Raw genomic sequence first — 13,584 nt, 5'->3', positions numbered from 1 at the left:
TGGATCCGCGTAAACCAGGCGACAACGCCAGTTCCTTTCTTCCTACCCTTGTAGACCGTTATCTCTACCCCCATATTGGGGCGACTGACGCGTGAAGGAATACATCTTGAGCGACCTCCTCAACCGCCGCCTGAGCCTGCTCGGCGCCAATCTCCCCCTGCTCAAGCAGTGCCTGCACGGCATTGAGCGCGAATGCCTGCGCGTGACCGACGAAGGTCGCCTGGCCCAGACCCCGCATCCGGACGCACTGGGATCGGCGCTGACCAACGAGCAGATCACCACCGATTATTCCGAGTCGCTGCTGGAGTTCATCACCCCAGCCCTGCCCGACCCGGCCAAGGTGCTCGAAAGCCTCGAAGAGACCCACCGTTTCGTCTACAGCAAGCTGGGCGACGAATACCTGTGGAGCCCGTCGATGCCGTGCACGCTACCGGCCGAGGAGGACATCCCGATCGCCGAGTACGGCACCTCGAACATCGGCAAGCTCAAGCACGTCTACCGCAAGGGCCTGGCCCTTCGCTACGGCCGCACCATGCAGTGCATTGCCGGTATCCATTACAACTTCTCGCTGCCCGAGGCGCTTTGGCCCCTGCTGCGCGAAGCCGAAGGCAGCACTGAAGACGACCGCGACTACCAGTCGTCGGCCTACATCGCGCTGATCCGCAACTTCCGCCGCTACAGCTGGCTGCTGATGTACCTGTTCGGCGCCTCGCCGGCCCTGGACAAAGGCTTTTTGCGTGGCCGCCCGCACCAGCTCGAAGAGCTGGACGCCGAGACCCTGTTCCTGCCCTACGCCACCAGCCTGCGCATGAGCGACCTGGGCTACCAGAGCAACGCCCAGGCCGGCCTTACGCCGTGTTACAACAACCTGGCCAGCTACACCGACAGCCTGCGCAAAGCAGTGGGCACGCCCTACCCGCCTTACGTTGAAGTCGGCACGCATGTGGACGGCGAATGGGTGCAGCTGAACACCAACATCCTGCAGATCGAAAACGAGTACTACTCGAACATTCGCCCCAAGCGCGTCACCTACACCGGCGAACGGCCGATCCAGGCCCTGACCTCGCGGGGCGTGCAGTATGTAGAGGTGCGTTGCCTGGACATCAACCCGTTCCTGCCCGTGGGCATCGACCTGACCGAAGCGCGCTTCCTCGATGCGTTCCTGCTGTTCTGCGCCCTGGAAGAAAGCCCGCAGCTGGACAACGGCGAGTGCGGCCAGTGCACCGACAACTTCTTGACCGTGGTCAAGGAAGGCCGTCGTCCGGGGCTCGAGCTGCACCGCGATGGCCAGCCTATCGGCCTGAAAGACTGGGCCAGCGAGCTGATCGAGCGTATCCGCCAGTTGGCCGACCTGCTCGACCAGGCCCAAGGTGGCGAAGCCCACGCCAAAGCCCTGGATGCCCAGCAGGCCAAGGTCGACGATACCTCGCTGACCCCATCGGCCCAGGTGCTGGCACGCATGACCGAACATGACGAAAGTTTCGTCCAGTTCTCGCTGCGCCAAAGCCGTATCCACGCCGAAACATTCCGCGAGCAACCGCTGAGCAGCGAAAAGCAGCAGGCATTCGAAACGCTGGCCCGCGAGTCGCTTGCCAGGCAATCAGAGCTGGAGCAAGACGAAGTCGGCGACTTTGACCTGTTCGTCGGTGCTTACCAGGCCAGCATCCTGGCAATCAGCAACTGATGAACCGCACCGCCACCCCACGCAAACCGCGCGCCAGCAGCCAAGCCAGGATCGAAGCGATCCTGGCGGCTGCGCGCGAGCTGCTGGCCGAACAAGGGGTAGCGGCACTGTCCATCTACAGCGTTGCCGAGCGGGCACAGATTCCACCGTCGTCGGTGTATCACTTCTTCGCCAGCGTACCTGCGTTGCTGGAAGCACTGACGGCCGACGTACACCGTGCGTTTCGCGAGGCCTTGAGTGCCCCCATCGACAGCCTTGCCTTCACGACCTGGCACCAACTGTCGCGGCTGATCGAGCAACGCATGCTCGCCATCTACAACGAAGATGCTGCTGCACGCCAGTTGATCCTCGCCCAGCACGGGCTGAGTGAAGTGGTGCAGGCTGACCGCCAGCACGATATGGAACTGGGCGAACTGATGCACAGCCTGTTCGACCGGCATTTCCAGCTGCCGGCGATGCCGGGCGATGTGGATGTGTTCGCGCTGGCCATGGAGCTGAGCGACCGTGTCTACGCTCGCTCAATGCAGCTGTTCGAACAGATCACGCCGCGCATGGCGGAAGAAGGCATGCGCGTGTTCGAAGCCTACCTGTCACTCTACCTGCCCCCCTTCCTGCCCAAGCGCAATGGCGCCTGACCCTAAACATCTACCACCCAGCAAAACCAAGTGATCGTTTCAATGAGGCTTGCGCTAGCGCGCCCCCCTCAAAGAGACCATTGCTCATGCCCACAGCCAGCAGTTCGCAAACCGATTACGTCAAAGCATTACCCCTGACAGACACAGACACCTTCGACCGCCAGCTAGCCGGCAGAGGCAACATGCTGGAGGCAGCCAGACCCGCGCAGCGTCGTGCCGCCACTGCATTACGCAACCTGTTGAACGGTGCCCCCACCGTGAAACAAATACTGCAAGCCACGCTACACGCTCACCTCGGCATCGACCCCTACACCTGCGGGCTGCAAGACGGCGACAGCCAGGTCACCCTGATGACTTTTGCCGCACGCCTGCTGGCCAGCCCACTATTCGCCACCGCCTATACGACGTGGACCACATGGGGGTTGGACGACTCACAGGCGCAAACGAAATGGGCTGGCAGTGACTGGCTCAGCGAACTCGGCCCTGTAGTGAATGCAGCCCACTTTCAAGCCACCCATGACTACTGGAACGGCCGGATGCCGGGTACAACCCTCTCGCGCCAAAAACATGCAAGCAACCTGCTGCGCCAACACTTTAAGAGCAACCTGGATATAGCGTTTGGCACCGGCAAACTGGACATCGATAACTGGCAACAAGGCCATCAGCCTGACCTGCAATATGCTCAACTGGACTGCCAGCTTCCTAATGGCGCGAGCCTTACCAGCACGGCGGCATTGCTGATTGCACCTCAGCCGAAAGGTTCACGCTGGCTGATGTACAGGCCGGGCGCGCAAACCCCGCTACTGACGTTCGACAATCAGCAAAGCCTGCGCAACTGGGTGCATCAGAACCATTTCTGGTTCTGGTCAGATCCGAGGTATTCGATCACCACGGGCTCGAACGAAAACGTCATCGTCTCACCGATCGCGAACGATGGCTTCAGCGTGTTATTGGATGAGCACCTGCTGCGCATCCAGGCAATTTCCGACCATTTTTTATTCAAGGCCAGCAAAGAGCCTGCAACTCAGCCCCTGGATTGGAGTGACCTGCAGGATTGGGAAGCACAGCGAGGTTCGATCATTTCAGATTCCCTCGACGCCACGACCGACAACACCATTGACGACCTGATCGCTGCCGATGCCGCACTGGCGAACGAAGAGCTGCATTTTGACAGCCTTGAGCAGTACCTGCCGACAAGCTGGCGGCGGCAGCGCATCGAGCGCCAGGAAGCACTGCTAGAGCAGTATCTGGGAGACGATACAGAGCCCTCCTCGGTGGAAGTTACCTGGCTGCGAGAGCAACTGGAGCAGCTGGTTAAGCTTCAGGATTCGCTGAACCTCTTCCTGCTGGAGCTTCCCGACCAAGTCGCTGCCGATGACTGGCAAGCGCCTCATGAGGAACAGACTCGCATAGCGCGAATCAGCCATGAACTATCTCAGGGCTTGCTGCTGGAGGCACGCTTGCAGCACGCCATGGGTGAGCTTTCAGCCACCCACCTGGGCTGGGTGGAAGCGCTCGTTGACAGACCCAGGCCAAGCCTCCAGCGCCCTGTGCAAGCCAGCACCCTCATGCTGGGCACCGGTGATCGTAGCTGGGCGCTATCTGGCTACATGACATTCCGCGCAGCCGTCGGGGACACTGACGACACCTTGGACTATTCACTGCTGCTATACCGCCCCGGTCAACAGGGTGGCCTGATGGCTTTCGAGGATGAAGCCACGCTCACCAGACACCTGCTGGCAACGCTGTGCGGCGCCTGGCCAGACGCGATACTGGACTCGGTGCACGCAGCGGATGCGGTGCAACTGCTAGAGGCACTCTCCAATGCGCCCGCAGTCACACTCGATCAAACGCCCATTCCCGCGCACTTCATGCAGCACTGCGTGCAAACCATCGTCGAGTCACTACCCGCGAACACATCACGAGAGCAAGCCCGGCAGCGGCTGTGCATGAGTGAGAACCAGGCCAGGGCCATTCAGATATAGCCCATCGCGACGGCGTAAGAGACTGCCTGCACGCGGTTACTGGCGCCGATTTTGCGTTGGATGTTGCGGTGGTGGTAATTCACCGTATCGGTGCACACCCCCATGATCACGCCGATTTCCTCCGAGGTCTTGCCGTCGGCCGTCCAGCGCAGCACATCACATTCCCTACCGCTGAACTCCACATCCGTATTGAACACACGCACGTCGCTCTCCAGCTCGGAAATCTTCTCGTGGACCGCTGCGGCAAACGCCTTGGTCACCACCTTCAACGCCTCAAATTCCTGAAGACTGATGGGATTATCCTTGCGCGCCAGGCTTAACACCCCAACCCTCCCCTGGGTGTTGAACGAGGGCTGTGCCAGGCCGTGGCGTAAATTCGAGTCGTTGGCTTCGGACCACAGATCCGGGCACCCACGGAACAACTCATTGCTCCACAAAATGGGGGACGACGATACTTTGCTGTGTTTCACCGTGGGATCGATCACCGCGTAGTTAGCCGCCTGATATCGCTGCACCCAGTCCTCGGGATAATTGCCATACATATAAGTCCTGGGCCGCATGAACGGAGTCACGCTGCACATGCCGTAGGCAAAAAAATCAAACCGTAGTTCGCGCAAGGCCCTCAACGCGACAGCCGTAAACTCCTGCATATCCATGGTTCGCGCAAAGATACTATAAAAGTACGCATCCCATCCCAACTGCTGCCCTAATTCCATCGCCTTGGAGCGGTTCGCTGAGCTGAACCGCAGCAGCCGTGTCCAGACACTTCTCATGCCACTGCAGCACCTTGGTGCCGATGAGCTCACCGAATTGATTGCCCAGGTGAGCGCATACCAAGACGCCGTCCGCGCCGCGGGTGAACTGCTGAAAGTAAGCCTGCCATCGCGCCAGCAGTTCACATGGCACATGCTGGAACACCACGTGTGCAATGAGTTCGGCCTCCAGACCATGCCGAACATAACCCTGAACATTGCCAACAGTGTCACGGTAAAAAAGGAAGTGACCGGCCAATCCGCAGCGGGCGGCGCAGGTTCACGCGACGTACCAGTGTTCAGCGAGGCGCGCAGTGATGTCAGCCTTGAATCTTTCATCCTCGTGGCGCTTGACGATGAGCGACGGCTCTTGCTGGATAATGCAATCATCACGCTCGATCCGGCCACCCACCCGACGCTGCAGCAAGCACTCACGCCCGCTTACATTGCCGAGCTGATCACCCGGCTAGACGCCGCCGGCAGCTATGAAAACCGCATCGTCAATGCATACCTGGGCTTCGAGCAAGAAACCCCTTGGCAAGTTGAGTGGCGCCACGAAACGCTTCGTGCTCCCTACGCGTATCGGCTGCGCTTGTTGGCACTGTGCAAACCGGCCAGCCTCGATGCTGATGGGCAGCGACTGCTGGAAACCTTCTGCCGCGAACAGGTCAATGCTGTTTCTGCCAGAACGGTTCAATACCTGTCCCTGGTGCTTAGGCCAGGAACCGCAGCAGACGGCTCCAGCGACAGTGTGGGGTTGTCGGCCATACATGTCATAACAGACGCCAATGGCCCAGTGCTGTTGTACATGCCTGGCGCGCCCAATGGCAGTGTCGTTAGCCAGCATGCCAGCACCAGCGCAGCGTGCGAGGCGTTACAGCGCATGGCGCTGGACCCGAAGATGGCCCGCTACCTCGCAACCCAGGCCCAGTCCGGCAACCCAGACCATCATGAAAGTTACATCAACACTGCGCTGCAACAGGGCTTCCGGGTGTTCATAGAGATGGGCGCGTCGCGCTCGGAAACCTTGCCCACGCATGAGTGCCGTCAGGACATGGGCGACCTCATCCGCAGCCACCGCGCGACGTCGCGCAGCCAGGCCGACATGGTGCTTGCAGCGCCCGACGTTTTCGATCGTTACTTCTTCCTGGGGCTGAGGCTCGTGCTTGGCCTGTTGCCCGGCGCAGGCACGGCCTTGGCGCTGTACGATGGCTGGCACACGGCGAATGCTGCGATCACGGCTTTTGCCAAGGGCAACCTGGAGACAGGCATCCAACACCTGGTCAGCCTGCTGCAATCGCTGACCGACGCCATCCTCACGCTCGCGCCGTTGGCAGCCAGCCAACGCAACCCTGCAACTGCAGCGCGTCTGCTTACCCAGCGACGCCAGCGCCTTGATCCGCTGCGGCCAATTACCAGTACTCGCAAGGCGCCTCCTAGCCCGTTCACCGGTTATGAAGCAGGATTGCCTGCTGGCCCAATGGTGCGTTCCACACTGCCGCAGGGTGCTGGCGTGTTCGAGCATGTGGCCACAGGACAACGCTATATTTCCCGCAACAACGCCTGGTATGCAGTGACCTGGGACCCCGCTTACTTCACCTGGAGGCTCAAGCCACAGGGTCTTCGTACCTATCGGCAACCCGTGCGCCTGAGTGAGCAGGGCGTTTGGGGGACACCAGGCAGGCTGAGCGGCTTGCTGGTCGACAATGGCCTAGCGGGCGGCGGCGGCGTACTTACCACCCTTTACGAGAATGGTGTTGCCTACTGGCGTGTGCTGCTTCGCCGCCAACCCCAGCAGTTGACCGGCATGGCGCTGGCACACGACATCAACGACGAACTGAAACGCATCGTGATACGCATGCGCGCAAAACAAGAGGCCTACCACTCGGCCAAGCGAGTAGTGGCCGAAGGGGGGGCACTGAGCGACGCTCAGCAGGCAGTAATCGCCAATGCACGCCAGCAGCTGAGCGATGAGTTGATGCAGAACATCGAGTTCAATGCGCGCAGCCTCGCTCGCCTCAAGGAGCAGCGCTCGACGCTGAGCAGATCGGACTACACCCGGTTCACCTCACTGTGCGAGGCCAACATCAGTGAGATGAGCGTACTCGATATGCATCTGGTGGCCGACCGCTTCACCTTGGCCACGCAACAGTCAATGCGTGCAACCAGTGCCATCCAGGCCCTGCCACTGCCCTCGGTACCCACCCATGTGGTGAGGCGCGTCACGCAGGACTCGCTGCGGGCGAACCAGGAAATGATCGAAACGCTGCAGGAGGTGGAGCGCCTGGCCATTCGTCATCATGCCAGGTGCAACCAATTGCAGGGCAAAGCACTGACCGATTACCTGGCAAAAGTCACAGGCACGGGCCTGACCCTCGATGCAGCCAATACCCGGCTCGTTCGAGCGTCCATCCTGTCGTCGACACTGTTCACCGCAAACGCCGTTGAACACCCACAAATGGCGGCATTCATGGCGCACTTCAACGAACAGGGGGCAGCCTTGCGCAGCACGCTTTTCAGCCATCTTCAACTACAAAAGGCCGGCCTTAGCCGAGCTCAGGAGCGCACCTTCCTGGCCAGCGTGCAAGACCGCTATACGCGCTTTATTGGCCATGTAACCGCATGGCAAGACACGTTCCAGGACTTGCTGTCGACCAACGAAACACGCTCGTTGCGCCAGTTGATGCGCCAGCTTGTCAGCGATATTGAGGATAGTCTCAATAGCGTCACTGCAAACCGGCAGCGCCCTGCGGTACAGCCCGCTAGCGGTCCAAGCCGTCCACGCCTGTTCGAAACCGCCGAGGGGCCGCTTATCGGCAACGAGTACGTCGAACGGGGGCAGACACGCATGCGCATCAACCACCCCAACTCGGATCAACCTCATACGGTTTATGCCAGGAACGAGGCGGGAGAATGGCGGTTATCCACGCCCGAGCGTGCGGCCCCCACCGAGACGATGTCGAGCCTTGTGGAAACCGCTACTGCCCGGCTGGACGATATCCCGAGGCAACAAACCCGGTTGCGCCAGTACCAGACACCTCAAGCAGTGCCCGTCGACCTGGAGGACATCGCTCAAGGCCATGCACAGCAACTGCGTTTCATCGCCGACAGGATTCGGCAGAAAGCAGGTGGCACGCTCAACCCAGAGCAAACCGCGCTGACGCATAGGCTGGAAACGACCGCCCAGCAGGTACAAGCATTTGGTCGCCAGCTACGAACGGCCCAGACCAAAGCAACCGGCAAACCCACCGTGGGCTATCTGGAAGACCTGCTTGAACAGAATGAAGTGGAAATCGTTTGGTCACGCACACTGAAGCCGAAGACGGACCGCAAGGGCAACCCTGTCGAATACCTGGAGGAGTACCGCATCAATGACCTGGGTACCCAGCAGCCATTGTGGTACGCGCACTTTCACTTCCGCCAGCAACCGGCACAAGGCTTCACTCGGCTTGAAGCAGGTCACCTGAAACTGGCCAGTGAACGCGACATCGGGGAAGGCGCGTGGCGTGGCAGCATGAGCGAGGCACAAGCCAACAGGCTATTCGGCAACCTGCGGCCGGCCAGCTGACAACACATCACCCCCAGAGCTGCAAAACAGCCCTGGGGGTGAATGCTTACAACTTGGCAATGGACACTTCAGTCGACTTCACAAAGGCAATCACTTCGCTGCCAACCTGCAGCTCCAGCTCCTTTACAGAGCGGGTGGTGATGACCGAAGTAACGATACCCGAGGCCGTCTGCACGTCGATTTCCGACAATACTGGCCCTTCGAGGATTTCTTTCACGGTGCCTTTGAACTGGTTGCGGACGTTGATGGCTTTGATGGTCATGATGTTATTCCTTCTCTATGGCTTCAGTCTGGTAAGTGGGTCATTCAGTGCGCCCAACGCAACTGCGTGGGCAGAGGGGCTACAGGATCCGGCTCGGGCGCAGTGCCCGGGGCCGACAGAACACGGTTGAGCACTTCGCTTTCCAGCGCCGCCAGGCGGTGTGAACCACGCGCCCGAGGCCGCGCCAGGTCGACGGTGAGGTCGAGCCCGACTTCGCCGTCCTCGATCAGGATCACCCGGTCAGCCACGGCAACCGCCTCACTGACGTCGTGGGTGACCAGCAGCACGGTGAAGCCATGCTGACGCCACAGGCGTTCGATCAATTGCTGCATCTCGATACGGGTCAATGCATCCAGCGCGCCGAGCGGCTCATCCAGCAACAGCAGGCGCGGCTGGTGAATCAAGGCGCGGGCCAACGCCACGCGCTGCTTCTGGCCACCCGAGAGGGCTGCCGGCCATTCATTGGCGCGGTCGGCCAGGCCTACCGCCTCCAATGCATCCAGCGCACGCGGGCGCCAATCGCCAGACAGGCCAAGGCCAACGTTGTCGATTACCTTCTTCCATGGCAGCAGGCGTGCGTCCTGGAACATCAGGCGAGTCTCTTCGCGAGCCTCTTCCAGCGGCGCAGCGCCGGCCAGCAACTGGCCGGCTGTGGGCTGGTCGAGCCCGGCCAACAGCCGCAGCAAGGTGCTCTTGCCGCAGCCGCTGCGGCCGACGATGGCCACGAACTGGCCGGCCGGAATGTGCAGGTCGATGCCCTTCAACACTTCGCGCTGGCCAAAGGTTTTGCGCAGGCCATTGGAGGCCAGCGGGATGCCACGCAACAGGCGTGGCGGCTGTTCCTTGAGCACGGTCATGCGCCCTCCTTCTTGGCCACTTGGTAGGCTGGGTGCCAACGCAGCCACACGCGTTCCAGGCCACGAGCGGCGAGGTCGGCGAGCTTGCCGAGCACGGCATACAGAACGATGGCCAGCACCACCACGTCGGTCTGCAGGAACTCACGGGCGTTCATTGCCAGGTAACCGATACCGGCGTTGGCCGAGATGGTTTCGGCAACGATCAACGTCAGCCACATGAAGCCCAGAGCGAAGCGCACGCCCACCAGGATCGAAGGCAGCGCCCCCGGCAGGATCACCTGGCGGAACAGGCCGAAGCCGGACAAGCCGTAGCTGCGTGCCATTTCCACCAGCGCCGGGTCGACGTTGCGGATGCCGTGGTAGGTGTTCAGGTAGATCGGGAACAACGTGCCTAACGCGACCAGGAAGATCTTTGCCGACTCGTCGATACCGAACCACAGGATCACCAGTGGGATCAGCGCCAAGTGCGGCACGTTGCGGATCATCTGCACCGAGCTGTCGAGCAGGCGTTCGCCCCAGTTCGACAGGCCGGTGATGAAGCCCAGCACCAGGCCGATGCTGCCGCCGATGACGAAGCCCAGCCCGGCACGCCAGCCACTGATGGCCAGGTGGGTCCAGATTTCGCCGCTGCGCACCAGCTCGACACCGGCGCTGACCACTGCGCTGGGCGCCGGCAGAATGCGCGTCGACAGCCAGCCAGCACTGACCGCCAGCTGCCAGGCTGCCAACAGCAGCACCGGCAACGCCCAGGGCGCCAGGCGCTGGGCCAGGTTGGAGGAAGTTGCACGACTCATGGCCCAGCCCTCAGCTCTGCGATACGGACTTGGGCAGGATGTCGTTGGCCACCATCTCGCCGAACGGGCTCACGTAACCACCGGTCTTTGGTTGCTCCGGGCGCTGCACATCCAGGTGCGGGAACAGCAGTTCGGCCACGCGGTACGACTCTTCCAGATGTGGATAACCGGAGAAGATGAAGGTATCGATACCCAGCTCGGCATATTCCTTGACCCGCGCCGCCACAGTCGGGCCATCGCCTACCAGCGCGGTTCCCGCCCCACCACGTACCAGCCCGACACCCGCCCACAGGTTGGGGCTGACTTCCAGGTTGTCGCGGTTGCCGCCGTGCAGGGCAGCCATGCGCTGCTGGCCCACCGAGTCGAAGCGCGCCAGCGAGGCCTGGGCGCGGCTGATGGTGTCATCGTCCAGGTGCGAGATCAGGCGGTCGGCGGCAGCCCAGGCTTCTTCGTTGGTTTCCCGCACGATCACATGCAGGCGGATACCGAAGCGCACTTCGCGGCCTTGGGCAGCAGCTTTTTCACGCACTTGGGCGATTTTTTCAGCAACGGCGCTCGGTGGCTCGCCCCAGGTCAGGTACAGCTCGACCTGTTCGGCGGCCAGGTCCTGTGCGGCCTCGGACGAACCGCCGAAATACAGTGGCGGACGTGGTTGCTGAATCGGTGGGTAGAGCAGCTTGGCGCCCTTTACCTGGATGTGTTTACCGTCGTAATCGACGTTTTCGCCTTCCAGCACCTTGCGCCAGATACGGGTGAACTCGACCGAGGCTTCGTAGCGCTCCTGGTGGTTCAGATGCAGGCCGTCACCGGCCAACTCGTCAGGGTCGCCACCGGTTACCAGGTTGAACAGCGCACGGCCATTGGACAGGCGATCCAGGGTTGCCGCCTGGCGGGCCGCTACGGTCGGCGAAATGATGCCCGGGCGCAGGGCCACGAGAAACTTCAGTCGCTGGGTCACCGGGATCAGCGACGCTGCCACCAGCCAGGAGTCCTCGCAGGAACGGCCGGTAGGGATCAGCACCCCACCAAAGCCCAAGCGGTCGGCGGCCTGCGCAATCTGCTGCAGGTAACCGTGATCGACCGCACGAGCGCCGTCGGAAGTGCCCAGGTACTTGCCGTCACCGTGGGTTGGGAGGAACCAGAAAATGTTAAGGCTCATTGGAGTTGTCTCCTCAAGGGTGGCTCAAGCCGGAGCGTCGCCCCGGCACAGGCGAAACAATCAAGGCGCGCTAGCGACCTTGGCCGGGGGTGTCCAGATCACGTCCTTGATGCTCAGCGGCTTGGGTATCAGCTTGAGCGCCTGGAAGGTGTCGGCGATCTTCTGTTGCGCAGCCACTACCTCTGGCGTCAGTGGCGCGGCACCATAGCCTTGACGCTTGACCGAGGTCAGGGTGATGTCGGCGGGCAGGCCGAGCAGCGGTGCGACCTGGTCGGTCACTTCCTGCGGGTTGGCCTGGGACCACTCGCCCACGGCGCGCACTTCCTCGATCACCGTGTTGATCACTGCCGGGTGCTGGGTCGCGTAGTTGCGGGTGGCCAGGTAGAACTGATGGTTGTCGACCAGGCCCTTGCCGTCACGCAGGGTGCGCGCTTGCAGCTGTTGTTCGGCGGCGGCCTGGTAAGGGTCCCAAATCACCCAGGCATCGACGCTGCCACGCTCGAACGCCGCGCGGGCATCGGCCGGGGGCAGGTAGACCGGCTGGATATCGCTGTATTTGAGGCCGGCGTCTTCCAGGGCGCGCACCAACAGGTAGTGCACGTTGGAGCCTTTGTTGAGAACGACTTTTTTGCCCTTGAGGTCCTTCACCGACTGGATCGGCGAGCCCTTCGGCACCAGAATCGCCTCGCTGTGCGGCGCAGGCGGCTCGTAGGCCACGTAGAGCAGATCGGCACCAGCGGCTTGGGCGAACACGGGCGGGGTTTCGCCTGTTACGCCGAAATCGATGGACCCGACGTTGAGCCCTTCGAGGAGCTGCGGGCCACCGGGGAATTCGGTCCACTGCACCTGCACGCCCTGCTCGGCCAGGCGCTTCTCCAGCGTGCCCTTGGCCTTGAGCAGCACCAAGGTGCCGTATTTCTGGTAACCGATACGCAGGCTTTCGGCCTGGGCTTGAGTAATGGCGCCGAAGGACACAGCCGCCGCAAACAGGGCGACCAGACCGCGACGCAAGAAGACAGTGCGCATGGCGCTCTCCTGTGCGAATGAGGTTCGGGTTGCACCTGCTTGCCTCGTTGTCGGGCGAGTAAGGTGGTGTAGCGGGTAGTGCCGTTCAGATGCTCCAGCGAGCGCTGATCAAGCGTTCGTTCAGTACGCCAGGCGCCACGGGGCGCGGCCGGCGGGCCAGGGCAACGTGGAAGGTTTCCAGCGAGTCGTGCAGGCGCTCTTCAAGTGCGGGTACCAACTGTGCCGGCCGGGCGCCTTCTGCGTAGGCAACCTGGCTGTCGTCGGCGAAGATCCCTTGCAGGGTCTCTTGCGCCTTGAGTGCCGACAGCACCGGCTTCAATGCGTAATCCACCGCCAGCATGTGGGCGATGCTGCCACCGGTGGCGATTGGCAACACGATCTTGTGGGCCAATGCGCGTTCGGGCAGCAGGTCGAGCAGTGTCTTCAATGCCCCGGCGAACGATGCCTTGTACACCGGGGTGGAAACGATCAGGCCATCGGCCTGGGCCACCAGTTGCTGGAAGTGCTGCACCTGCGGGCTGTCGAAACGGGCATGCAGCAAGTCTTCGGCGGGGAAGTCACGCACCTGGAAGGTCACCACTTCAACGCCACGGTTCTGCAGCCACTGGCGCGAACGCTCGAGCAGCACGCCGGAGCGTGAACGGGAACTTGGGCTACCACCGATTGATACCACCAGCATTGCAGCGCTTCCTTGTGTTCTGTTGGAGCAGACATTAACAGCTGGCATATATATCTAGAAATCATATTTTTTCATTTATTTATTCCATAAAGTGCTTTGTAGGGTTTGAGATCTTAGGGCCGCTTTGCGGCCCATCGCGACACAAGGCCGCTCCTACAAAGGACCGCGACCTGCATGTAGGAG

The 13,584-nt window shown here is 61.5% G+C and carries 11 protein-coding genes; 4 read left to right on the top strand and 7 right to left on the bottom strand.

Annotated elements, in window-relative coordinates:
• Positions 1–106: 106 nt before the first annotated feature.
• The 3 genes from gshA to ACNQP3_RS01070 all read left to right on the top strand — a co-directional run bounded on the left by gshA (position 107) and on the right by ACNQP3_RS01070 (position 4,304).
• Positions 107–1,684 carry a glutamate--cysteine ligase gene (gene gshA, locus ACNQP3_RS01080; protein ID WP_171577235.1) on the top strand — a complete coding sequence of 526 codons (1,578 nt, stop codon included), beginning with the start codon at positions 107–109 and terminating at the stop codon, positions 1,682–1,684.
• Positions 1,684–2,319 carry a TetR/AcrR family transcriptional regulator gene (locus ACNQP3_RS01075; RefSeq protein WP_060493644.1) on the top strand — a complete coding sequence of 212 codons (636 nt, stop codon included), beginning with the start codon at positions 1,684–1,686 and terminating at the stop codon, positions 2,317–2,319. Before gshA ends, ACNQP3_RS01075 begins: the two co-directional genes overlap by 1 nt.
• A gap of 86 nt (positions 2,320–2,405) precedes the next feature.
• Positions 2,406–4,304, top strand: coding sequence for a dermonecrotic toxin domain-containing protein (locus ACNQP3_RS01070; RefSeq protein WP_416469509.1), 1,899 nt, complete (start codon positions 2,406–2,408; stop codon positions 4,302–4,304).
• Here the strand turns inward: ACNQP3_RS01070 and ACNQP3_RS01065 are convergent.
• Positions 4,295–5,077, bottom strand: a complete 783-nt coding sequence (locus ACNQP3_RS01065) for an autoinducer binding domain-containing protein (RefSeq protein ID WP_416469508.1) — start codon at positions 5,075–5,077, stop codon at positions 4,295–4,297. The genes ACNQP3_RS01070 and ACNQP3_RS01065 overlap by 10 nt on opposite strands.
• On the opposite strand from ACNQP3_RS01065, the gene ACNQP3_RS01060 reads away from it, so the two are divergent.
• Positions 5,076–8,624: a hypothetical protein gene (locus tag ACNQP3_RS01060; protein WP_416469507.1), complete on the top strand. Its 3,549-nt coding sequence runs from the start codon at positions 5,076–5,078 to the stop codon at positions 8,622–8,624. The two genes, ACNQP3_RS01065 and ACNQP3_RS01060, sit on opposite strands and share 2 nt — an antisense overlap.
• A 46-nt stretch (positions 8,625–8,670) precedes the next feature.
• Here ACNQP3_RS01060 and ACNQP3_RS01055 read toward each other — a convergent pair whose 3' ends face one another.
• From ACNQP3_RS01055 to ssuE, 6 genes are all read right to left on the bottom strand, one after another.
• The gene (locus tag ACNQP3_RS01055) at positions 8,671–8,886 is read right to left on the bottom strand and encodes a TOBE domain-containing protein (protein WP_008095172.1); all 216 of its coding nucleotides are present in this window, start codon (positions 8,884–8,886) and stop codon (positions 8,671–8,673) included.
• 44 nt (positions 8,887–8,930) lie between these two features.
• A complete protein-coding gene (ssuB, locus tag ACNQP3_RS01050) occupies positions 8,931–9,743 on the bottom strand; it encodes an aliphatic sulfonates ABC transporter ATP-binding protein (RefSeq protein WP_012270046.1) in 813 nt (270 codons plus the stop codon).
• Positions 9,740–10,537: an aliphatic sulfonate ABC transporter permease SsuC gene (ssuC, locus tag ACNQP3_RS01045; RefSeq protein WP_012270045.1), complete on the bottom strand. Its 798-nt coding sequence runs from the start codon at positions 10,535–10,537 to the stop codon at positions 9,740–9,742. The genes ssuB and ssuC overlap by 4 nt, the downstream gene beginning before the upstream one ends.
• A gap of 10 nt (positions 10,538–10,547) precedes the next feature.
• The gene (gene ssuD / locus ACNQP3_RS01040; protein ID WP_012270044.1) at positions 10,548–11,696 is read right to left on the bottom strand and encodes an FMNH2-dependent alkanesulfonate monooxygenase; all 1,149 of its coding nucleotides are present in this window, start codon (positions 11,694–11,696) and stop codon (positions 10,548–10,550) included.
• Positions 11,697–11,756: 60 nt separating this feature from the next.
• The gene (locus tag ACNQP3_RS01035) at positions 11,757–12,722 is read right to left on the bottom strand and encodes a sulfonate ABC transporter substrate-binding protein (protein WP_012270043.1); all 966 of its coding nucleotides are present in this window, start codon (positions 12,720–12,722) and stop codon (positions 11,757–11,759) included.
• 85 nt (positions 12,723–12,807) lie between these two features.
• Positions 12,808–13,401: an NADPH-dependent FMN reductase gene (gene ssuE / locus ACNQP3_RS01030; RefSeq protein ID WP_012270042.1), complete on the bottom strand. Its 594-nt coding sequence runs from the start codon at positions 13,399–13,401 to the stop codon at positions 12,808–12,810.
• Between the last annotated feature and the right edge of the window lie 183 nt (positions 13,402–13,584).

Origin of the sequence: Pseudomonas sp. LFS074, from assembly GCF_047978165.1 — a bacterium.
GTDB lineage: Bacteria > Pseudomonadota > Gammaproteobacteria > Pseudomonadales > Pseudomonadaceae > Aquipseudomonas > Aquipseudomonas putida_P.
The sequence above is the reverse complement of the archived record's forward strand: the minus strand, read 5'-3'. Positions and strand labels throughout refer to the sequence as shown.

Bases quoted from the DNA above. Each gene is read 5' to 3' on its own strand.
- ACNQP3_RS01075 (WP_060493644.1), top strand. From the start codon at position 1,684: ATGAACCGCACCGCCACCCCACGCAAACCGCGCGCCAGCAGCCAAGCC.
- ACNQP3_RS01070 (WP_416469509.1), top strand. From the start codon at position 2,406: ATGCCCACAGCCAGCAGTTCGCAAACCGATTACGTCAAAGCATTACCC.
- ACNQP3_RS01060 (WP_416469507.1), top strand. From the start codon at position 5,076: ATGCCACTGCAGCACCTTGGTGCCGATGAGCTCACCGAATTGATTGCC.
- ACNQP3_RS01065 (WP_416469508.1), bottom strand. From the start codon at position 5,077: ATGAGAAGTGTCTGGACACGGCTGCTGCGGTTCAGCTCAGCGAACCGC.
- ACNQP3_RS01055 (WP_008095172.1), bottom strand. From the start codon at position 8,886: ATGACCATCAAAGCCATCAACGTCCGCAACCAGTTCAAAGGCACCGTG.
- ssuB (WP_012270046.1), bottom strand. From the start codon at position 9,743: ATGACCGTGCTCAAGGAACAGCCGCCACGCCTGTTGCGTGGCATCCCG.
- ssuC (WP_012270045.1), bottom strand. From the start codon at position 10,537: ATGAGTCGTGCAACTTCCTCCAACCTGGCCCAGCGCCTGGCGCCCTGG.
- ssuD (WP_012270044.1), bottom strand. From the start codon at position 11,696: ATGAGCCTTAACATTTTCTGGTTCCTCCCAACCCACGGTGACGGCAAG.
- ACNQP3_RS01035 (WP_012270043.1), bottom strand. From the start codon at position 12,722: ATGCGCACTGTCTTCTTGCGTCGCGGTCTGGTCGCCCTGTTTGCGGCG.
- ssuE (WP_012270042.1), bottom strand. From the start codon at position 13,401: ATGCTGGTGGTATCAATCGGTGGTAGCCCAAGTTCCCGTTCACGCTCC.